16 protein-coding genes and 3 tRNA genes are annotated in these 20405 nt (G+C 72.0%); 7 read left to right on the top strand and 12 right to left on the bottom strand.

Annotated features, from left to right (window positions below):
- The first annotated feature begins 372 nt into the window (after positions 1 to 372).
- Positions 373 to 1614 carry a PP2C family protein-serine/threonine phosphatase gene (locus ACFVYS_RS36170; protein WP_389509072.1) on the top strand — a complete coding sequence of 414 codons (1242 nt, stop codon included), beginning with the start codon at positions 373 to 375 and terminating at the stop codon, positions 1612 to 1614.
- Positions 1615 to 1682: 68 nt separating this feature from the next.
- On the opposite strand, the gene ACFVYS_RS36165 is transcribed toward ACFVYS_RS36170, so the two are convergent.
- Positions 1683 to 2555 carry a helix-turn-helix domain-containing protein gene (locus ACFVYS_RS36165; protein WP_389509070.1) on the bottom strand — a complete coding sequence of 291 codons (873 nt, stop codon included), beginning with the start codon at positions 2553 to 2555 and terminating at the stop codon, positions 1683 to 1685.
- A gap of 525 nt (positions 2556 to 3080) precedes the next feature.
- Here ACFVYS_RS36165 and ACFVYS_RS36160 point away from each other — a divergent pair.
- Positions 3081 to 3317, top strand: coding sequence for a hypothetical protein (locus tag ACFVYS_RS36160; RefSeq protein ID WP_389509068.1), 237 nt, complete (start codon positions 3081 to 3083; stop codon positions 3315 to 3317).
- Between the two features lie 80 nt (positions 3318 to 3397).
- On the opposite strand, the gene ACFVYS_RS36155 is transcribed toward ACFVYS_RS36160, so the two are convergent.
- Together ACFVYS_RS36155 and ACFVYS_RS36150 are read right to left on the bottom strand one after the other, a co-directional pair.
- A tRNA-Arg gene (locus tag ACFVYS_RS36155) sits at positions 3398 to 3470 on the bottom strand.
- Positions 3471 to 3675: 205 nt separating this feature from the next.
- Positions 3676 to 3766: transfer RNA gene (locus tag ACFVYS_RS36150), tRNA-Ser, on the bottom strand.
- Positions 3767 to 3923: 157 nt separating this feature from the next.
- On the opposite strand from ACFVYS_RS36150, the gene ACFVYS_RS36145 reads away from it, so the two are divergent.
- Entirely contained in the window at positions 3924 to 4445 is a 522-nt protein-coding gene (locus ACFVYS_RS36145; RefSeq protein WP_389509066.1) for an SSI family serine proteinase inhibitor, read from the top strand.
- Between the two features lie 337 nt (positions 4446 to 4782).
- On the top strand, positions 4783 to 9384 hold the full coding sequence (locus tag ACFVYS_RS36140; protein ID WP_389509065.1) for a PAS domain-containing protein: 4602 nt from the start codon (positions 4783 to 4785) through the stop codon (positions 9382 to 9384).
- 71 nt (positions 9385 to 9455) lie between these two features.
- Here the strand turns inward: ACFVYS_RS36140 and ACFVYS_RS36135 are convergent, their stop codons facing one another.
- Positions 9456 to 10040 carry a TetR family transcriptional regulator gene (locus ACFVYS_RS36135; protein ID WP_389509063.1) on the bottom strand — a complete coding sequence of 195 codons (585 nt, stop codon included), beginning with the start codon at positions 10038 to 10040 and terminating at the stop codon, positions 9456 to 9458.
- Between the two features lie 128 nt (positions 10041 to 10168).
- Here ACFVYS_RS36135 and ACFVYS_RS36130 point away from each other — a divergent pair, with 128 nt between their 5' ends.
- A complete protein-coding gene (locus ACFVYS_RS36130) occupies positions 10169 to 11383 on the top strand; it encodes an MFS transporter (RefSeq protein ID WP_389509062.1) in 1215 nt (404 codons plus the stop codon).
- Between the two features lie 265 nt (positions 11384 to 11648).
- Here ACFVYS_RS36130 and ACFVYS_RS36125 read toward each other — a convergent pair whose 3' ends face one another.
- From ACFVYS_RS36125 to ACFVYS_RS36100, 6 genes are all read right to left on the bottom strand, one after another.
- Positions 11649 to 13304, bottom strand: a complete 1656-nt coding sequence (locus ACFVYS_RS36125; RefSeq protein WP_389509060.1) for a long-chain fatty acid--CoA ligase — start codon at positions 13302 to 13304, stop codon at positions 11649 to 11651.
- A 152-nt stretch (positions 13305 to 13456) separates the two neighbouring features.
- Positions 13457 to 14005, bottom strand: coding sequence for a SigE family RNA polymerase sigma factor (locus tag ACFVYS_RS36120; protein WP_389509058.1), 549 nt, complete (start codon positions 14003 to 14005; stop codon positions 13457 to 13459).
- Positions 14006 to 14237: 232 nt separating this feature from the next.
- The gene (locus ACFVYS_RS36115) at positions 14238 to 15416 is read right to left on the bottom strand and encodes a lipid-transfer protein (RefSeq protein WP_389509056.1); all 1179 of its coding nucleotides are present in this window, start codon (positions 15414 to 15416) and stop codon (positions 14238 to 14240) included.
- Entirely contained in the window at positions 15413 to 15808 is a 396-nt protein-coding gene (locus ACFVYS_RS36110; RefSeq protein ID WP_389509054.1) for a MaoC/PaaZ C-terminal domain-containing protein, read from the bottom strand. The genes ACFVYS_RS36115 and ACFVYS_RS36110 overlap by 4 nt, the downstream gene beginning before the upstream one ends.
- Complete coding sequence (locus ACFVYS_RS36105; protein WP_389509052.1) at positions 15805 to 16821, bottom strand: bifunctional MaoC family dehydratase N-terminal/OB-fold nucleic acid binding domain-containing protein; 1017 nt, start codon at positions 16819 to 16821, stop codon at positions 15805 to 15807. The genes ACFVYS_RS36110 and ACFVYS_RS36105 overlap by 4 nt, the downstream gene beginning before the upstream one ends.
- A 275-nt stretch (positions 16822 to 17096) precedes the next feature.
- Positions 17097 to 17411 (bottom strand): hypothetical protein, encoded by a 315-nt coding sequence (locus tag ACFVYS_RS36100; RefSeq protein ID WP_389509050.1) that lies wholly within the window; start codon positions 17409 to 17411, stop codon positions 17097 to 17099.
- Between the two features lie 362 nt (positions 17412 to 17773).
- Between ACFVYS_RS36100 and ACFVYS_RS36095 the strand changes: the two genes are divergently transcribed.
- Positions 17774 to 18667, top strand: a complete 894-nt coding sequence (locus tag ACFVYS_RS36095) for a bifunctional DNA primase/polymerase (RefSeq protein ID WP_389509048.1) — start codon at positions 17774 to 17776, stop codon at positions 18665 to 18667.
- A gap of 21 nt (positions 18668 to 18688) precedes the next feature.
- On the opposite strand, the gene ACFVYS_RS36090 is transcribed toward ACFVYS_RS36095, so the two are convergent.
- Positions 18689 to 19393, bottom strand: a complete 705-nt coding sequence (locus ACFVYS_RS36090) for an LAETG motif-containing sortase-dependent surface protein (RefSeq protein ID WP_389509046.1) — start codon at positions 19391 to 19393, stop codon at positions 18689 to 18691.
- Positions 19394 to 19714: 321 nt separating this feature from the next.
- Here ACFVYS_RS36090 and ACFVYS_RS36085 point away from each other — a divergent pair, with 321 nt between their 5' ends.
- Positions 19715 to 19876, top strand: a complete 162-nt coding sequence (locus tag ACFVYS_RS36085) for a hypothetical protein (protein WP_389509044.1) — start codon at positions 19715 to 19717, stop codon at positions 19874 to 19876.
- 94 nt (positions 19877 to 19970) lie between these two features.
- Here ACFVYS_RS36085 and ACFVYS_RS36080 read toward each other — a convergent pair.
- A tRNA-Ser gene (locus ACFVYS_RS36080) sits at positions 19971 to 20057 on the bottom strand.
- Between the last annotated feature and the right edge of the window lie 348 nt (positions 20058 to 20405).

Below are 20405 nucleotides of genomic sequence, written 5' to 3'. Positions count from 1 at the left end.
GGCTCGCCCCCGCCGCCCAAGGCTTTTGTGGTGACCGATGTCAGGGGCGACATGCCGCCCATGGCGTGAGCGCCTCCTCGGGCCGGTCGGTGATGCGAGCCTGAGCCGGTCGACTGCGTCGTGCCACGCTGCTCGCCGTTGCCTGCCGGGTGGATCCGAGAGGAGCGGGGTGTGCGTCGCCTCGGGGCACCACGTCCGGCACGTGGTCGGGGTGCTGGAAGCGCGGCGCCGTCCGGTCGGCACCGCCCGCACCGGCTGCGGTTCGACGAGGCCGGGGCACGGGGCCGCCCGGTGGACACCGTGTGGACGCTGCCACCCCGATGAGTTCCCCGATGAGTTCCCCGTGCCCGGGACGAAGGGAAGCAGACAGCCATGACGGACGGTTGGCGGAAGCCGGACCGGATCGGGGTGGACCGGTCGGAGGGATTCGGCGAACGGCTGTTGGGGGTGCTGCTGGACCGCGCCCACGAGATGCCGCCGCAGTTGATCGCCCCACTCGTCGCGGAAGAGGTGGCCCGGGTCGGGGGACGGGACGTCTCCATTCTCCTGCAGGACTACGAGCAGGTGCTGCTGGTGCCGCTGCCGGGCCGGAGGCTGAAGCTCGGCGGCCCCGAGCCGGTCGAGGACTCCCCCGCAGGCGACGCGTTCCTGAGCCGTAGAACGGTGGAGGTGCCCCAGGACGACAGTGTGCGGATGTACCTGCCGCTGCTGGACGGCAGCGACCAGATCGGGTTGATGGCCGTCACCCTGGACAGCGTCGATGACGACGACCGACGACTGCTGCGCAGACTCTCCGGTCTGGTCGCGGACATGATCGTCACCAAGGACGCCTACACCGACCAGTTCTTCCAGGCCCGCCGTAGTGCCCCGATGAGTGTGGCCGCGGAGATCCAGTGGTCGTTGCTGCCCCCGCTGTCGATGACGGTGCCGCAGGTCGAGGTGGCCGGGATCCTGGAGCCCGCCTACGACGTGGCCGGCGACAGCTTCGACTACGCCCTCAACGGCGACATCCTGCACGTGGCCATGATCGACGCGATGGGCCACGGGCTGGACGCGGCGACCATGGCGACGGTGGCCATCGGCGCCTATCGCCACACGCGACGGGCCCATACGGATCTGTCCCAGGTGTACGCGTTCATGGACAGGGCCATCAATGAGCAGTTCGGCCACGACCACTTCGTCACCGCTCAGATGATGACCCTGGACATCACCACAGGCCGACTGCAGTGGGTCAACGCCGGCCACCCGGCTCCGTTCCTGATCCGTGACCGCGCAGTGGTGGACCGGCTGGAGAGCCCGACCACGTTGCCGGTCGGCTTCGGCGGTGAGGAGCCGGTGGTCAGCGAGCGGACGCTGCGACCCGGGGACCGGTTGCTGTGCTTCACCGACGGCCTGTTCGAGGAGCACCAGACCGGCGGAGAACTGTTCGGTGAGGAGCAGTTGATCGAGTGGACCAATCGGATCCTCCGCGACCGCCCCCAGGTACGGGCGGTGGTACGAGCGCTCTCCCACGCCCTGAAACAGGAGCGCGGCGGCACCACGACCGACGACGCGACCATCTTCCTCATCGAGTGGCGAGGCGGCGATGCCGATCACCTCGCCACCCTCGATTGACCCCGCCGACGACGCACCGGCTCCTTCGCTGAAGCCTGCCGCTGACCTGTGGTTCGTACTCGAATCAGTCAGGCCGGGATCGTCGCGTCGACGTACGCCTTGGCGATGTCGGTGATGAAGTCGCGGCTGCTGTCCGGGGTGAGGGCATGCGCCTGGAGGTGCTCGTACATCACGTTGTAGTGCCGCACGTCGGACGGCTTCTCCAGGTAGAGATCGCTGGCGAACCGTTCCAGGTACACCACCCCCGCCTCGGGACTGTCGGCGAACCGCAGGATGGAGAACTGTCCCGACAGTCCCGGATGAGCGCCGGCCGTGTAGGGAAGGACCTGCACCGTGATGTGCGGCTCCGCGCCGAGTGCCTTCAGGTGCCCCAGTTGTTCACGCATGACGTCCGGACCGCCGACGACGCGGCGCAGGGCCGATTCGTCGATGATGACCCACAGGCGCAGCGGGCAGGCCAGGTCGTAGATCCGGTGCTGCCGGCGCAGCCGCACCTTGAGCTGCGTGGCGGCCTGTTCCGCGGTGAGCCGAGGGATGGTCTCCCCGATGACAGCCTGGGCGTAGGCAGGGGTCTGCAGCAGATCGGGCACCATCATGGGCGCGTGGGTGTGCAGGGAAGCGGCGTCCGTCTCCAGGCCGATGTAGACGCTGCCGGAGAGTTCGCCATAGGAGTGCCACCAGCCGCGCTGACCGGATTCCCTGGCCATCTCCATCAGGGAGTCGATGACCTGCTGGTCCGTCACTTCGTAGATCACGCACAGGTCGCGCACATCACGGGGGCTGATGGCGCGGTTGCCGTTCTCCAGATGACTGATCTTGGGCTGAGAGACCATGAGCCGCTCGGCCACTTCTGTGCTCTTCAACCCACTGAGCACGCGGAGCCGACGCAGTTCGGCTCCGAGACGGCGTCTCCTGACAGTGGGATTGGTCTTCGCCGCCACGCGCGGTGTACCTCCGGGTCCAAATGGGTGTGTCGGCAGGCAGGTTGTCATGGCATGAGGCTTGCCGATGATGCGCAATGCCGCCGTGATCGTCAGCAGCCGAAACGGACTCTTACGTTGGCAATTGCCTTGGCCGCGAGGCCCTCGCGGTGAGCAGCCGGCGTCCCCCTGCCGGCAAGGAGGAACCTGAAGGGCGGACACGGGTGGGGCGCGTCGCAGCGGACCCGAGCAGAGTCGTCGCGCCGTGGCCGGAGCCGAGCCGCGAGAGCCGGAGCGGCATGTCGGGACGACCGAACCGAGGGGGTCTGATCCGCCGCGCACCCGGTCCCCGATCACGTCCAGCGCGCACGGGCCGGGGCGTGCTTGGCTCCGACGACGACGAGGACGAGTCGCATAACGGCCGCGCCTGAATCCATGTCTGAGGGCTGGCGGAAGTCCGGAGTAACCCATGGTCGCGCTGCACAGTTGTCAGGTTGATCGCGTCGGGCGGACGTCGCCCGCGACCTGCAACAACGTGGAGGAAAGATGGCCACCCCTACCGTCGCTTGGCGGACCGCGGTACGTACGACGACCGTCGCCGGTCTTACAGCAGGACTCTTGATCGTCGGCGTGGCCAGCGCCCAAGCTGCCGGCACTCCGGCCCCGGCCCCGAACTCCAATTTGCTCGGGAGCCTGATCACACAGCTCTCCGGCGTCACGGCGGGCATCACGAACGGCAACGCCCTCAGCACACTTCTGCCGAACGGCGTCCTCGGCGGCTGAACAGCCCCTCCGGGGACGTTGATGTCAACCGTTGATGTCAAAGGCCCCGCCGGATGAACCGGCGGGGCCTTTGATCTGTGTGCACTCGGCAGGATTCGAACCTGCAACCTTCTGATCCGTAGTCAGATGCTCTATCCGTTAAGCTACGAGTGCTTGTTATTCGGTTTTTCTGTCTTCGCTCTCGGCCCTTGCGGCCCGCTCGCGGCGACAGGAAGAACATTACATGACTGCCGCCGACATGTGAAATCCGTTTGCCATACCGCTTGTGAGCTGCGGAAACGGCTGTCTGGGGGCTCGTGGAGAACCTCCGGGAGAACGACGAAGCCCCGGTCGGTGGACCGGGGCTTCGGTGATCGCGCGGAGGCGGAGGGATTTGAACCCTCGATGGGATTGAAGTCCCAAACCGCATTAGCAGTGCGGCGCCATAGACCGGACTAGGCGACGCCTCCAGCACAACCGCTCGCGTGTGGGCGAGTGGTGCGTGCAGATGATGACACAGTCGAAGGGCGTGTCACCAATCGGCGTCCACGGTACTAGGCAGGTGGGTCGCAGGGCAAAGCGGTTGCCGGGGCGCAACGTCGTCGGAGGCCTCGCGTTAGTCCTGTCATGTTCCAGGTCACCCCCCTCCGACGGCTCGCCGTCGCCGCTTCCGCCGCCTGTGCCGCCATGGTCGCCTCGTGCGCCACCGGGCCCGTCACCGCGTACGCCTCCGGGACGGCCGAGGCCGTCACGGCCCTCGCCGGCGTCACCTCGCTCGCACCGCCGCCCGTCCGGGAGGAGGACCGGGTCTCCGGTGATCACCTCACGGTCACCGTCCGGCACGCCGGCGACCGGGCGAACGGGACGTTCGAGCTGTACTGCCACCCAGGAGGTGGCAGTCACCCGGACGTGGCAAGCGCCTGTCGCGCCGTGGACCGCGACACCCGGTGGGGCAGGGACGCCTTCGCGCCCGTTCCGGACGGCGGCATCTGCACCATGCGGTACGGCGGGCCGGCCACCGCCCATGTCACGGGCCGCTGGGCCGGGCGGCCGGTCGACGCGACGTACGACCGCAGCGACGGCTGCCGGATCGAGCGGTGGGACCGGCTCGTGCCGCTGCTGCCCGACCTGCGCCCCGCCGCCCGCTGACGCGCGCCCGGTGTCCGACGGGGACCGTCCCGCCTCCGCGGTCGTGCGCGTAACAGGTGACGCGTGGCGGAAGCACCGGTTCCGTAAAGGTCGCGCGAAGGTCCAGCGCAGTCCGAGCGGGATGCGGGGCGGGCGCGGGAGCCGTCTGTCGTGCGCAGGGACAGGCCACGACGGGTGAGGACACACGTTCTGTGTCACTTCGTCGTGCGAGCTCCCTCTCATCCGGCGCCGCCGACGGGACCCCAGCCCTTAGACTCCCTCGCGTGACACGGTGCGGGCCGGTTGGCAAGATGGCCCGAACGGTCGGCAAGGTGCGGTAACAGGGAGGAAGCGACTCGTGAGCAGCAGGCCATCCCGAGGCGCTGCTCGCCTCGCAGCCATACTCGACGCGCTCCCCGATGCGTTGTTGCTGGTCAACGCCAACGGGACCGTCGTCAACGCGAACACCATCGCGCTGGAGGCGTTCGAGACGCCGGGTACCGCGCTGGTGGGGCGGGGGCTGCTCGATCTGCTGCCGCAGTTCGACTCCAAGCTCATCCCGGGGTCCATGCGGCGGCCCGATCACATGGACCCGCGCGGGCGGACCAAGCCGACCCGGATGGTCGCGCGCCGCACCGACGGCAGCGAGTTCCCGGTCGAGGTCACCAGCGCCAACCTCGAGAACGGTCAGCAGGCCTACGACGGCTACGGCTACTCCTCCGCCTCCGACGAACTGTTGATGCTCGTCGTCCGCGACCTGTCCGGGACCGTCGACACCGAGGCCGAGCTGGCGCGTTCGCAGCGGCAGACCGAGATGATCCTGAGGGCCGCGTCCGAAGGCGTCGTGGGCACCGACACCGACGGCCGGATCGTCCTCGTCAACCCGGCCGCCGCCCAGATACTGGGATACCGGGCCAGCGATCTCGGCGCCAAGGAGCTGCACACCCTCGTGCTGCACTCGCGCGCCGACGGCTCGCCGTTCCCGTACGACGAGTCGCCGCTCGCCGACACCCTGCGGTCCGGGCGCAAGCACCGGGTGCGCGGGCAGGTGCTGTGGTCCAAGAGCGGGGACAGGGTGGCGGTCGATCTGACGACCGCGCCCGTGCGCGACGGCGACCAGCTCGTCGGCGCCGTCATGACCTTCACCGACCGCCGGCCCTACGACGCCCTCGCAGAGGAGAAGGACGGCGTCGAGAAGCGGCACGCGGACGAGTTGGAGAAGCTCTCCGAGGAGCACGCCTCCGACCTCACCGCGCTGCGCCAGCAGCACGTCACCGAACTCGAGGAGCTGCGCGAGCGGCACGAGGAGGAGCTGGCGGCCGGCGAGGAGCGCTACGCCTCGCTCGGTGAGCGCGAGAAGGACCGGTACGAGGCGCTCGCCGGGCGGCACGAGCAGCTGCTCACCCTGCTCGGGGAGTCCCTGCGCGGGCCGCTGGACGAACTGCGCCGCGAGCTGGCGGCACTCGCCGCGGACGACGCCGGCCAGCTCTGGCCCGAGGCCAACCAGGTGCTCCACCACCTGTCGGCCGGCTACTCGCGGATCACCACGCTCATCGACAACGTGCTCGGCTACCAGCGTCTCGACACCGGGTCGGAGGTCATCGCCCGGACGAAGGTGATGCTCGACGCCGTCGTCGCCGCCGGTGTCGACGGCGCGGTGGATCTCATCGGGCCGGGGCGGGTGCAGTTCGCCGTGCACGCGCCGCCCATCGAGGCCGAGGTCGACGCGCGGCTCCTCGCGACCGCGCTCGCGCACCTCGTGGCCGACGTCGCGGGCGTCGACGCCACCGGCAACGCGCCCGTCTCGGCGGGCGGTTACATGGACAACACGGTCGTGGTGGCGGCCGCCCAGCGCGGCGAGGTCGTCCGCATCGAGGTGCGCGGTCCGTACGCGGGCGGCGACCCCGTGCACGAACCGATCGTGCGGGGGATCGTGCGGGCGCACGGTGGCGTGCTGCAGACGCACGAGGTGCCGGGCATGAGCGGCAGCGCGTACGTGCTGGAGGTGCCGTTGGGCGGTGGTGCGGGAGCCATGGCGGCTCCGGCGGCCATGGCCCTGCCCGCCCTCGCGGCCGGAGGCGGCGCCGTCTCGGCGGCCCCCGCCCCCGCCGCCGCCCTGGCCTCGGAGGAGGACGTTCCGGGCGAGTACGGCGCCGGTGGGCGCCGACGGGCTCGACGGTCCTCGGTGGACGCCTTCCTGGAGGGCGACGTCCCGGCCGCGGAGGGCGGCACCGACGCGGAGGCGGCGGTTCCGACCGGGCGGCGGCGCAGGCGGGCCGGGGCCGCGGCCCCGGAGGAGACGCCGGGCGAGCTGTCGCCCGCCGTGGACGAGGCCGAGGGCCCGGAGGGCTCCGGCGGCACCGGGCGGCGGCGTGGGCGGTCGGCCGAGATCGCCGTCGTGGGAGCCGACGCGGGGATGCCCGCGGCGCTCGACGGCGGGGTGAGCGAGGGTGCCGTCGTCACGGCCGCCGAGCACGCGGCGGGGACCGCGGCCTCGGGTACGGGACTCGGCGGCACCGTTCCGCCGCAGGGCGTGCCCGCGCCGGGCGGCCAGCGGCCCGCGCACCACGCACCGGACGGCCGGCAGCCGCAGAACGCCCTGGCGCCCGCGCTGCCGGCGCTCGCGGGCGCACCGGCCGAGGCCCCGGGGACGGGTCCGGGAGCGGGTCCGGGAGCCATGACGCAGGCGGACGCGGAGGACGGACAGCCGACGGGCAGGCGTCGGCGCGCCCTCGCCGCCGCGAACGAGCGCGCCGCCGCCCAGGAGGCGGGGCCCCGCGCGGTGTTCGCCCTGCCGCCCGCGCAGGCCGACCGGGCGCCGGACGATGCCGTCGGCACGAGTTCACCCGCCCCGGCCGCCCAGGCTCCCCAGGTCGCCCAAGCTCCCCAGACCGCCCGCGCAGTGGGGCCGATTCCGGCTCCGGGTTCGGTTCCGGGTTCGGTTCCGGGTTCGGTTCCGGCTCCCGGAGCGGTGCAGGCGCTGGGAGCGGTTCAGGTGCCCGCGCCGGGCCCGGTTCCCGCGCAGGCTCAGGCGCCGGTTCAGGCTCAGGCGCCCGTTCCCGTTCAGGGTTCCGCCGAGGATTCCGCGAGCGACCACGGGCGGCACGACGCCGTCCCGCACGACCAGGCCGACGACCACACCCCGCCCCAGCCGCACCCCACCAACGCGCCCACGGGACGCCGTCGACGGGCCGTCGCTCAGGCCGCGGAGGTCGCCGCCCCGGCGCAGGTTCAGCCCCAGCAGCCTCAACTCCAGCCCCCGTCTCAGCCGCAGCAGGTGGGACAGCCCGTCGCCGCCGCGCAGCCTGCCGGTGCCCAGCCCGCCCCCGCGCAGCCGGATCCGGCAGCCGTGCCCGTCCCCGGGCAGCCGTTGCCCGGACAGCCGGCCGCAGGTCAGCCGCTCCCCGCGCAGGCGGCCGCCAACCCCGTGCCGAACGTGCCCGGGCAGGGTCAGCCGCTCCCGGCCGAAGCGGCCCCGGCTCCGGCCCCCGCCCCGGCGCAGCCCGCACCGGTGACGACAACGCCCAGCGGTGGCACCCCGCTTCCGCCCGAGGCCGCCGTCGGGCAGCCGCGGGCGGCCCAGCCGTTGCCCGCCGAGGCCGCGGCGGGCCGGCCGATGGACCCCAACTCGACGCAGGGTCGGGCGATCAGCGTGCGGACCCTGGGGCAGGGCGTGCCGTTCACCCGGCAGGCCGCCCAGGTGCAGCAGGCACAGCAGTTGCAGCACGCACACCAGGCCCACCAGGCTCAGCAAGCCCACCAGGCTCAGCAGGCTCAGGCGATGCGTCAGTCGCAGCCGGGGCTGCCGTCGGCGCAGGGTACGGCCACCCCCGCCCCGCACGCCCCCGGTGGTTCCGGGCGGCGCCGCAAGCTGGGGACTCCGCCCGACCCGACGACGCGCCCGGAGCAGACGGCGCGTCCGCACCCGTCGGCCGAGCAGCCCGTCGTGGCGCAGGCCCCGGCGCAGGCGCAGGCGCAGGCCGGCGTGGCTCCGGCAGCGTCGCCCGGCACGGCACCCACCCCGGCAGCCGCGCCCGTGCCGCCCCCCGTACCGCACCCCTCCCTCGCGGGTCAGTCCCGGCTCGTGCCGGGTGGGCCGGGGACCGAGGGCGCCGGACGGTCGTACGCCATAGGGGCTCCGGACGAGAACGCCGCCGAGGGGCCCGAGCCGCTGGACGGGCCCGGTGGGGCCGTCGAGGTGGCGGATCCGCCGCGGCCGCAGCCGCTGGACGACGAACTGCCGCCGGAGCCGCTGGACAACCCGCGTCGGCTGCTGGTCTGGCCGGCGCCGGACGTCAGTACGCAGCAGGCGCTCAGCGACCGCGGCTACCGGCCGGTGATCGTGCACTCGCGCGAGGAGGTCGACGCGCAGATCGCCGCCTTCCCGGCCGCCCTGTTCGTGGACCCGCTGACCGGGCCGATCACCCGTACCGCGTTGCAGTCGCTGCGCACGGCCGCGGTGGCCGCCGAGGTTCCGGTGCTGGTCACGGCCGGGCTCGGACAGGCGACGCGCGAGGCGGCGTACGGCGCCGATCCCGCCGTCCTGCTGAAGGCGCTCGCGCCGCGCGACAGCGAGCAGCATCCGCCGCGGGTGCTGCTCATCGAGGAGCACGCCGAGATCGCCCTCGCCCTGACCTCGACGCTGGAGCGGCGCGGGATGCAGGTGGCGCGTGCGGCGAGCGACGCGGACGCCGTCACGCTCGCCGGGCAGCTGCGGCCGAACCTGGTCGTGATGGACCTGATGCAGATGTCCCGGCGCCATGCCGGGATCCTGGACTGGCTGCGGGCGAACGGCCAGCTCAACCGCACTCCGCTGGTCGTCTACACGGCCGCCGTCGACCCGGCCGACCTGCCGCGGCTGGCGTCGGGGGAGACGGTCCTCTTCCTCGCCGAGCGGTCGACGAGCGCGGAGGTGCAGAGCAGGATCGTGGATCTGCTGGCCCGGATCGGCACCAACTAAGGAGCCGCCCGGCCCGGCCCCGCCCGGCGCGGCGCGGTCCCGCTCGGCGACGTCCTACCGGGCCGCCCCGCCTACCGGGCGACCATCCGCCGCGCCGCCTCCTTGATGGAGGCGCGCAGGCGGTCGCGGTCGGTGTCCTCGGAGCCCGCCAGGATGCGGCTCATCTGGGGGACGAAGGCGGCCCAGTTGGCCATCGCGATCAGCAGGAAGAAGAGGTCACGGGCCGGGATGGCGTCGGAGATCACTCCCCGGTCCTGGGCGTCCTGCACGGCGGTGACCTTCAGCGCGTAGTGCTTCTGGCGCCGCGCCTCGTCGGGCAGCAGCTCGGTGCTGCCGTACTCGATGCCCTCCCAGTACAGGAGGCGCAGCAGCTCGGGGTGGGCGGCGTGGTAGTCCATCAGCCGGTCGAGCCAGCCCTCGATGTCGTCCGGGTCCACCGGGACGGCGGAGGCGAGGTCCACCATGGACCGGCCGAGGACCTGGGAGAACAGCTCGGCCTTGTTGCCGAAGTAGGCGTAGATGAGCTGCTTGTTCGCCTTGGCCTCGGCGGCGATGCGGTCGATGCGGGCGCCCGCGATGCCGTAGCGGGCGAACTCCGCGACGGCGGCGTCGAAGATCCGGGCCCGGGTGGCCTCGGGATCCCTGGTGGTTGCCATGGAGCCATCGTAGCGAGGACCTAACCAACTAGTTGGTTGACAGGGAATTCACGTTCGCTCCAGACTGTTCCCCCTCCGTTCCAACCAACTGGTTAGTTACTAGAGACGCTCGAAGGAGCACCGCCGCCATGCCGTCCGAAGTCACAGAAGTCCGAGCAGCGGGAGAGGAAGTCGCGCCCTCGGCGGTCGCGGGGCGCCGCACGGAGTTTCTCCTCGTCCTCATCGCCCTCTGCACCGCCGTCACGGCGGCCAACATCTATCTCGCGGCCCCGCTGCTCCCCCTCATCGCCCACGACTTCGGCTCGGCACCCTCGGCCGTGGCCTGGATCGCCTCGGTCGCCCAGTTCGGCTACGCGGCCGGCCTGCTCGTCTTCGCCCCGCTCGGCGACCGCGTGAACCGGCGGCGACTGGTCGCCGTCCTCTCCCTGGTCACCGCGGCGGCCCTGATCGCCGCGGCCACGGCCGCCGGGACCGGCGCGCTCGCGGCCGCCGTGCTCGTCGCCTCGGCCGCGACCGTCGTCCCGCAGCTCCTCGTGCCGCTGGTCGCCGCCCGCGCCCCCGCCGACCGGCGCGCCCGGCACGTGGCCGCCGTCATCGCCGGGCTGTTCACCGGCATCGTCGCGGCCCGAGTCCTCGGCGGACTCGCCGGGCAGGCCTTCGGCTGGCGGGCGGTGTTCGTGGGCGCGGCCGTCCTCACCACGATCCTGGGCCTGCTGACCGCGGCCGCCCTCCCCTCCGAACGCCACCACCCCCGCGAGGGTCACCTGTTCACCGGTCTCACCGCGATGCCGGGCCTGGTGCGGCGCTCGCCCGACCTGTGGCGGGCCTGCGTGCGGCAGGCCGGGATGTACGGCGCCTGGAGCGCCTTGTGGACCTCGCTGGCGCTGCTGCTGACGGGCGAGCAGTCCTACGGCCTGACGACCGCTACCGCCGGCCTCTTCGGTCTCTTCGGACTGGCCGCCAGTGTCGTCGCACCGCTGGCCGGCGGGCTGGTCGACCGCTTCGGCGCCGCGAAGGTCGTCCGCAACGCGTATCTCCTCGCCGCTGTCTCGGTCCCGCTGTTCTGGCTGGGCGGGCAGGTGCTCGTGGCGCTCTTCGCGGCCGCGATCGTGATCCACGCGGCGCTCGTCGCCTCCCATGTCGCCAACCAGACCCTCGCCCTGACGACCACCTCAGCCCCGGCCACCGCGAACAGCGCCTATGTCGTCGCGGGGTTCGCCGGCGGCGCGACCGCCTCGGCCCTGGCCGGCCTCGCCTTCACCCAGTTCGGCTGGGGTGGCGTGGTCGCGGTGGCGGGCGCGTGGCTGGTCCTGGGCTGGACGACCACGGCCGTACGCCGGTGACGGACGTACGCCGGTCACGGCCGGCGGTCACGGTCCTACGGCGGTGACGGCCCCACGGTGGTGAAGTCGGTCTGGGAGTCGGCCTCGTGACCGTGCGGACGGCCTGTGACCGTGCGGACGGCCTGTGACCGTGCGGACGGCCCGCGGCCGTGAAAACGGCGTACGCCGGGCAGGGGCCGCGAGGTGCCCTGCCCGGCGTACACGACACGCGTGAACGGCCGCGACGGCTGCTGCGTCGGTCACCGCGTCCGCACCGCGGGCGGGTTCAGAGCCGGGTGACGTCCAGCTCGCCCTCCGCGTACTGCCGGCGCAGCACCTTCTTGTCGAACTTGCCCACGCTCGTCTTCGGGACGGCCCCGATGATCGTCCAGCGCTCCGGGAGCTGCCACTTGGCGATCTGCCCCTCGGCGGCGAGGAAGGCGCGCAGGGCCTCGAAGTCCGTGGTGGCGCCCTCCCTGAGGACGACCGTGGCCAGCGGGCGCTCGCCCCACTTGTCGTCGGGGACGGCCACGACGGCGGCCTCGGTGACGTCCGGGTGGGACATCAGCGCGTTCTCCAGGTCCACCGACGAGATCCACTCACCGCCGGACTTGATGACGTCCTTGGCGCGGTCGGTGAGGGTGAGGAAGCCATCGGGGGAGATGGTGCCGACGTCGCCCGTCTTCAGCCAGCCGTCCTCGCTGAACTTGTCGGCGGGCCGCAGGGGCTCGCCGTCGGGGCCGTTGTAGTAGGCGCCGGCGATCCACGCGCCGCGCACCTCCAGCTCGCCCGCGGACTCGCCGTCCCAGGGGAGGCGCTCGCCGCCGGGGCCGGTCAGGCGGCCCTCCACGCCGGCCGGGAAGCGGCCCTGGGTGAGGCGGTAGCCGAGTTCCTCGTCGGTGCCGACCGCGTGGGCCGGCGGACGGGCGATGGTCCCGAGCGGGGAGGTCTCCGTCATGCCCCAGGCGTGGCAGACCCGCATGCCCAGCTCGTCGAACGCGGTCATGAGGGAGGGCGGACAGGCCGATCCGCCGATGGTGACCTGGGTGAGGGAGGAGACGTCCCGCGGCTTGGCGGTGAGCTCGGCCAGCAGACCCTGCCAGATGGTGGGAACGGCGGCCGCGTGGGTCGGCCTCTCGCTCTCGATCATCTCGGCGAGGGGCGCCGGCTGCAGGAAGCGGTCCGGCATCAGCATGTTGATGCCGGTCATGAAGGTGGCGTGCGGCAGTCCCCAGGCGTTGACGTGGAACTGCGGGACGACGACGAGCGAGGTGTCCCGGTCGGTCAGGCCCATCGACTCGGCCATGTTCACCTGCATCGAGTGCAGGTAGATCGAACGGTGGCTGTAGACCACGCCCTTGGGGTCGCCCGTGGTCCCGGAGGTGTAGCACATGGCGGCGGCCTGGCGTTCGTCCAGCTCGGGCCAGTCGAAGGTCGTCGGCTTGTCCGCGATCAGCTCCTCGTACTCGTGCACGCGCGCGTGGGCGCCCTCGAGGAGCGAGCGGTCACCCGGGCCCGAGACGACGATGTGCTCGAGCGTGGGCAGCTTCGGCAGCAGCGGCGCGAGCAGCGGGAGCAGCGAACCGTTGACTATGACGACCTTGTCGGCGGCGTGGTTGACGATCCACACCAGCTGCTCGGCCGGAAGGCGCAGGTTGAGGGTGTGCAGCACCGCGCCCATGGAGGGGATCGCGAAGTACGCCTCGACGTGCTCGGCGTTGTTCCACATCAGCGTCGCCACGCGGTCGTCGCCGCGGACGCCGAGGTCGTCGCGCAGGGCGTTCGCCAGCTGCACCGCCCGGGTGCCCGCCTCGGCGAAACTGCGCCGCTGCGGCTCGCTCTCACCTGTCCAGGTGGTGATCTGGGACCGGCCGTGCACCAGCACACCGTGCTCGAGAATGCGGGTGACGGTCAGCGGTACGTCCTGCATGGTGCTCAGCACGGCGTGTCCTCCCAGGCGGCGACATTGCCTACGCGGTGGTAACGGTTGTGCTGATTCTGCGCACATACCGCGCGGTATGTCACTAGGGAGCGGTGATCGATCAGGTCACGGCACGGCCCGGATCACGGCGCGGGCCGGAAGATCGGCCCTCGTCAGCGGACGAGCATCAGCTCAGGGTCCTCGCGCAGCTTGCCGAGCGCCCGCGACACGGCCGACTTCACCGTGCCCACCGAGACACCGAGCACCTCGGCCGTCTGCACCTCACTGAGGTCCTCGTAGTACCTGAGGACGACCATCGCACGCTGCCGCGCGGGCAGCTTCATGATCGCCCGCCACATGGCGTCGTGCAGCGCCTGCCGCTCCGCCGGGTCGTCCGCGGAGGCGACCGGATCCGGCTCCGGCAGCTCGTCGCAGACGAACTCGTCGACCTTGCGCTTGCGCCACTGCGACGTCCGGGTGTTCAGCAGGGCCCGGCGGACATAGCCGTCGAGCGCCCGGTGGTCCTCGATCCGCTCCCACGCGACGTACGTCTTGGTGAGCGCGGTCTGCAGCAGGTCCTCCGCGTCGCTCGGGTTCGCGGTCAGCGACCGTGCGGTGCGCAGCAGCACCGGCTGACGGGCTCTGACGTACGACGCGAAGGACGGGTACGGAGAAGGCCGCGTCATGCCGTTCGAAGCGCGGGTGCAGACGGGTGTGGTCATGGCTCCACGCTAGGTTCGCGGGCCGCTCGGGCGGATCGGCCGCAGGTCCCGAAGCCGGATCCGTCTCAGGTTGTAGGGGTGGTGCCCGCCCCACCTCCTGAAGGTGGACGAGGCGGCACCGGCTACTACGGGATGACCCCTGGGTGCTCATCCCTCCGTGGCTCGCCCGCGGCTCGTCCGCGCTCGTTTTCACGGCTCAGTGAGCGGCTCATTGCACGGTAAAGTCCACGGCTCAGTCCGCGCCTCCGTCCGTGGTCAGGACCAGGCCCGACGTCGGTACCCCGGTTCCCGCCGTCACCAGGGTGCGGGCGGCCCCCGGAACCTGGTTCACGGACGTGCCGCGCAGCTGCCGTACGGCTTCGGCCACACCGTTCATCCCGTGCAGGTAGGCCTCGCCGAGCTGGCCGCCGTGGGTGTTCAGCGGCAGCCGGTCCGCCGCCACGAAGGCCGGGGCCTCGCCCGGGGCGCAGAAGCCGAACTCCTCCAGCTGCATCAGCACGAACGGCGTGAAGTGGTCGTACAGGATCCCCACGTCGATGTCGGCCGGCGCCAGCCCGGAACCGCGCCACAGCTGGCGGGCGACCACGGACATCTCCGGCAGGCCCGTCAGGTCGTCGCGGTAGAAGCTGGTCATCTGCTCCTGGGCCCGGCCGGCGCCCTGGGCGGCCGCGGTGACCACGGCGGGCGGCTGCGGCAGGTCCCGGGCCCGTTCCACCGAGGTGACGACCAGCGCCTGGCCGCCGTCCGTCTCCTGGCAGCAGTCCAGCAGCCTGAGCGGCTCGGCGATCCAGCGCGAGGCCGCGTGGTCGGCGCGGGTGATCGGACGGTCGTGGAAGTACGCCGCCGGGTTCACCGCCGCGTGCCGGCGGGCCGTGACGGCGACCGGCCCGAACGCGTCCTCCGGGGTCAGCCCGTACGTGTACAGATAGCGCTGCGCCGCCATCGCCACCCAGGAGGCGGGGGTGAGCAGCCCGAACGGCAGCGTCCAGCCGAGCGCCGTCCCCTCCGCCGACGGTTCGCGGTGCCGGACGCCCGAGCCGAAGCGGCGCCCCGACCGCTCGTTGAAGGCGCGGTAGCAGACCACGACCTCGGCCACCCCGGCCGCGACGGCGAGCGCCGCCTGCTGCACGGTCGCGCAGGCCGCCCCGCCGCCGTAGTGGACCCGGGAGAAGAAGGACAGCTCGCCCATGCCACAGGCCTGGGCCACGGTGATCTCCGGGCTGGTGTCCATCGTGAACGTCACCAGTCCGTCCACGTCGGCGGGCGTGAGTCCCGCGTCGGCCAGGGCCGCCCGCACCGACTCCACCGCCAGCCGCAGTTCACTGCGTCCCGAGTCCTTGGAGAACTCCGTGGCCCCGATGCCGACGATCGCGGCCCGGCCGCCGAGGGAGTCCCGCGTCCGCACGCTCATCCCGCGTCTCCCACCGGGACGGTGAGCGTCACCGTGCCGGTGACATGTCTGCCGATCCCGTTGTCCCCGGTGACCCGCACCACGGCGGTGGCTCCGTCGAACTCCTCGACCGTGCCCCTCAACACCATGGTGTCTCCCGGGTAGTTGGGCGCCCCGAGCCGGATGGCGACCTTGCGGAGCACGGCGGTCGGGCCGAAGTGGTCGGTGAGGTAGCGGCCGACCAGGCCGTTGGTGGTCAGGATGTTCATGAAGATGTCGGGGGACCCCTTGAGCCTGGCCAGTCCGGGGTCGTGATGGACGTCCTGGTAGTCGCGCGAGGCGAGGGCGCCGGCGACGATCAGGGTGCGGGTGATCCCGATCTCCAGCGGTGGCAGCTCGTCACCGGCCTTCACCCGGCCACCTCCCCCGCACGGGGCCGGAACACGGGCAGCACCAGTTCGCCGTCCTCATCGTCGTAGGACCGGAATTCCAGCTCCACGGGCATGCCGATCCGCACCTTGTCGTAGGGCACGTCGACCACGTTGCTGATGATGCGGACGCCCTCGGCGAGCTCGATCAGCCCGATCGCGTAGGGCGGGGAGAAGGCCGGGAAGGGCGGGTGGTGCATCACGACGTACGAGAAGACCGTGCCCTCGCCGCCGGCCTCGACGGTGTCCCACTCCGCCGAGCCGCAGGCGTTGCAGCCGGGGAGCCAGGGGAAGCGGAGCGTGTCGCAGGCGGTGCAGCGCTGGACGAGGAGACGGTGGCGCCGGACGCCCTCCCAGAAACCGGCGTTGTCCCGGTTGACGACGGGACGCGGCCGCCGCGGTGCTTCCGGCCGGCCCGGCGCCTTCTGCTCCCGCCGGGTTTCCCGCCCGGTTTCCCACCCGGTCGATGCGCCATTGTTCGGCGTGTGCTCGCTCGGTACCTGCTCGCGCGGTACCTGCTCGCGCGGTGCGTACTTGAGGATGCGGAAGCGATGGGTGCCGACCGGTTCCTCGCCCACGCGTACGTCCGTCCGGGTCGTGACGAAGTACCCGGTGCCCAGCTTGGTGGTCTTCCGCCGCGAGACCGACTCGATCACCGTGTCGAAGGCGACCTCGTCCCCCGGTCGCAGCGGGCGCAGGTACTCCTGCTCGCAGTCGGTGGCGACGACCGAGGTGCAGCCCGCCTCGTCGAGGTGGGAGAGCAGCTCGTCGTAGGCCTGCGCACGCCCCTGGTGGCCGCTCAGGCCGCCCATGATCCACGCCTGAAGCATGGTCGGCGGGGCGATCGCGCCCGGGCCGGTGTACGCCGGGTTCTGGTCGCCCGTCGCCTCGCACCAGTGCCGGATCATGGGCGCGTTGACAGGGTCCCGGCCGGTGCCCGCGACCGCCGCGGGGCGGCCCTCGTAGGCCTTGAGCCGCGCGTGGAGCTCGTCGTCCACGGCCGTACTCCTTCCGCGGGAAAAGGCGTCGCAGGGGGTGCCGGGCCTTGCCGGTACTTGCCTGGCTTACCCGGCCTACCCGGCCCACCTGGCTTACTGGGAACAGTTTCTGACTGTCCGTCAGATAGGAATCTCTGTCAAGGTCACTTCCCCGTACGAAAACGCCTGCGCGGCGGTACCGAAGTACCGCCGCGCAGACGCGTTGCCACCCCCACAGCCCCCCACCCGGCGCGAAGCTCCCCCCGGGGCCGGCGCCGGACACCAATCCCCTCAGATCACCACCACAGTGGGGTGAAGGCGACCGCGACATCGCTGTTGCCCTGGTTGACCGCGGTGAACGCGGACCCGTTGACCTGCGCGGTATTGCTCTGGTTCGAGGCGCCCGAGCCGACGGCGTTCTGCTGCGTGGTGGCCGAGTTGCCGCTGTTGCCGCGCCCGACACCACTGCCGGTGATGCTCGCGACACCCGCGTTCGATCCGTCGTCCGCGAAGCCGCCGTTGTCCGCCACCGCGACGCCGACGAAGAGGGCGGCTGCCAGCGGGAGGGCGGAGACGGCGGCGATGACGCGGGCGGTACGGATGCTTGCCATGTGATTCCTCCAGAACGGAAGTACGTGCGTACCCGAAGTGCATGAAGCACGGCTTTCACCTGGGCAGTCGGCCGACCGCCCAGGCCTTTGTGGCGACGTCGCGAGACCAGAGTCGCCCACCGCGTCCCCGGCGAACCACCCCGGGCACCGTGATTAGCACGCAAGCGTGATGACAAGTCGATAAACCCCTAGCGCCACTTTTCCTGTACGAGACGCCATAACCCCCGGCAAGTCGGACACTCGCCTCCCGGGCCCCACACGAGGCGAAGCGTTCCGGCATTTTTCCGTCCCGGTCGACCGCCCCCGGGCGCGTCGCGGCCCGCCCTCTTCCCTTTATCGAACACACGTACGACACTGGTTCCATGGCCACCACCGACCGGTACCCCCGGCAGGCCACCACGCTGGCCCTCGCCCACGCCCTGTCGGCCGCCGAACGCGGCCTGGCCGTCATCCCCCTGTCCCGGACGAAACTCCCCGCCCTGCGCTCCCCCCACCGCGACGCCCCCGAGCCGACGGGGCCGCCCTGCCACGGCGAGTGCGGCCGCTTCGGCCACGGCGTGTACGACGCCTCGACCGACCCGGCCCGCATCCGCGAACTGTTCGCCGCCGCACCCTGGGCCACCGGCTACGGCATCGCCTGCGGCCTGCCCCCGCACCACCTCATCGGCGTCGACCTGGACACCAAGTCGGACACGGACTCCACGGCCGCCCTGCGCGAACTGGCCCTGCGCCACCTCTTCACCATCCCGCCCACGATCGTCGTCCTCACCCCGTCCGGCGGACGACACCTGTGGCTCACCGGCCCGCCGGACGTCGTCGTCCCCAACTCGGCCGGCCGCCTCGCCCCCGGCATCGACATCCGGGGCGCCGGCGGCTACCTGGTCGGCCCCGGCTCCCGCACCGCCCACGGCATCTACGCGACCGCCCCCGGCACCGCCCACCTCACCCCCGCGCCCTGCCCGCGCTCCCTCCTGCGCCTGCTGCTGCCACCGCCCCGCTCCCCCCGCCCGGGCCCCGGCTCGACGGCGGGCGGCGCACACGGCCGGGGCCTGGTCCAGTTCGTCCTGGCCGCCCACGAGGGACAACGGAACACCCGGCTGTTCTGGGCGGCCTGCCGTGCCTACGAGGACGGCATCGGCCCGGAGTTGACCGAGGACCTGGTCGACGCCGCCGTCCGAACCGGCCTGACGGCACGGGAGGCACGGGGGACGATCACGTCGGCGGCCCGCATGACCACGCACCGCCCCGAACCGTGACAGCCCCCCGGCGCTCCACCGTCAGTGCGAGCGCCGCGCCGTGCGACGGCGCAGTCCGAGGACGATGCCGCCGCCGGCCACAACCAGCGCGGCGCCGACCCCGACGGCCACCGGCGTACGGCCGGACGCCCCGGTCTCGGCCAGGACCGTGCCACCACCTGCGGGCGACGGCTGCGCGCCCGCCGAGGCGGAGGAAGACGAGGACGACGAGAACGACGAGGCCGACGAGGACGAAGAAGGGGATGACGCGGGCGAAGACGAGGTCGACGGTCGGCCGGACGGCGTGCCGGACGCCGAGGGCGGGGGGCCGGCGGGCGCACAGGTCTCGTCCTGGATGACGACCATGGGCTGGATGTCCTCGTCGACCTGGTCGCCCGCCTTGACGTGCACCCGGAATGTCACGCCGGCGTGCCATGTCTGGGGATCGAGATCGACGGTGACGCCCTGCGCCGTCGGGTGCTCGATCTTCCGGGTGTCGACGAGCCGTTCGTTGTTGATCGGCTGGTTCAGCTGGAGGTACAGGAAGACGGTGGCCGGTGTGCCGGAGCCGTCCTTGTCGGTGACTTGGATGACGCCGTGGCCGTCGGCGTCACAGACGGCGGCCGCGGAGAAGTCGCCGATGCTGCACGCGAGCGCCGTATGGGCGGCACCGACGGCGAGTGCGGCCGAAGCCGCGAGGGTGCCCATGACGCGGGCCGCCCGGGCGGCGCGAGGTGAACGAGACACGCTTGTCCTTCAGTCGATCAGGAGGCGACGGGACAGCTCCTCGGGCGCCGTCCGGTCGAACCGCCGAACGAGCCCCGGAGCCGGAGACCCCCCAGGGCCACAAGCCCTTGGAGTCCCCTGTCAAAGACACATCGCCGCAGCCCAAGGCGGGATGAAGGAACAGCAATGATCGACCGTGAGCCCGGCCAAGAAACGGTCATGCCCACAAGTCCGAATCACCCGTCGTCCTGCTCACGGACCGGGACCCGCATCTCTGCCGGAGGACGACCGCCACCACCAGAGGTAACCTGCCCGTCCGTTCGAAGGTCCTGGAGGCCCCCCGTGCACACCACCGTCTTCCTGCTGCGGAGCGCGCTGGGCCTCGGTGGCGGCCTGGTGGGCGCCTGGGAGCTGACCCGCCAGGCCTCGGGACCGGGCTGGAGAAAGCCACGTCTCCTCTCCGCGATGGCGGCCCTGACACTCGCCGGGCTGCTCACCGTCTAGATCCGGGCGAACAGCGGGACCCGGCGAACACCGCCGACCGACGCCCACGAGCACGGCCCCCGACCGTTTCACCTGGTCAGGGGCCGTTCACCTGCGGTGGGTGTGGGATTTGAACCCACGGTGACATCGCTGCCACGACGGTTTTCAAGACCGTTCCCTTAGGCCGCTCGGGCAACCCACCTGCGCCCCGCCCACCTGGGACGGAGCGGGTACAGACTACCGGGCGCGGGCGGCCCACGCGGGGTGTGGTCCACACGGGGTCCACTGAGGTCGCTCCGTATGCGGAAGGCGTCACGTTGCCGCCGCCCCGCAAGCGGTCGCGCGCTACCCAGAGGAACCCCACGGTGCCCATCACCAATGCAGCGCGGCACTCCTTACCGCGTCACTCCGGCCGACCTTGGTGAGGTACCGGCGCCCCGACTTGAGACCGGGGCCTGCGCCCAGCAGCAACACATGCTGGGCGCACCCGATACGACCGACGCCGATTCCTCGCCGGGCATCCGATTGAGCCGATCGCCGGCTTTGGGCA

Source organism: Streptomyces sp. NPDC058295, assembly GCF_042880655.1.
In the GTDB taxonomy this organism is placed as follows: domain Bacteria; phylum Actinomycetota; class Actinomycetes; order Streptomycetales; family Streptomycetaceae; genus Streptomyces; species Streptomyces coriariae.
Note: the sequence above shows the minus strand (reverse complement) of the source record. Positions and strands in the feature narration are given on the sequence as shown.

Coding starts and splice junctions, on each gene's coding strand:
- ACFVYS_RS36170 (WP_389509072.1), top strand. CDS start 373: ATGACGGACGGTTGGCGGAAGCCGGACCGGATCGGGGTGGACCGGTCG.
- ACFVYS_RS36160 (WP_389509068.1), top strand. CDS start 3,081: ATGGCCACCCCTACCGTCGCTTGGCGGACCGCGGTACGTACGACGACC.
- ACFVYS_RS36145 (WP_389509066.1), top strand. CDS start 3,924: ATGTTCCAGGTCACCCCCCTCCGACGGCTCGCCGTCGCCGCTTCCGCC.
- ACFVYS_RS36135 (WP_389509063.1), bottom strand. CDS start 10,040: ATGGCAACCACCAGGGATCCCGAGGCCACCCGGGCCCGGATCTTCGAC.
- ACFVYS_RS36130 (WP_389509062.1), top strand. CDS start 10,169: ATGCCGTCCGAAGTCACAGAAGTCCGAGCAGCGGGAGAGGAAGTCGCG.
- ACFVYS_RS36120 (WP_389509058.1), bottom strand. CDS start 14,005: ATGACCACACCCGTCTGCACCCGCGCTTCGAACGGCATGACGCGGCCT.
- ACFVYS_RS36115 (WP_389509056.1), bottom strand. CDS start 15,416: ATGAGCGTGCGGACGCGGGACTCCCTCGGCGGCCGGGCCGCGATCGTC.
- ACFVYS_RS36100 (WP_389509050.1), bottom strand. CDS start 17,411: ATGGCAAGCATCCGTACCGCCCGCGTCATCGCCGCCGTCTCCGCCCTC.
- ACFVYS_RS36095 (WP_389509048.1), top strand. CDS start 17,774: ATGGCCACCACCGACCGGTACCCCCGGCAGGCCACCACGCTGGCCCTC.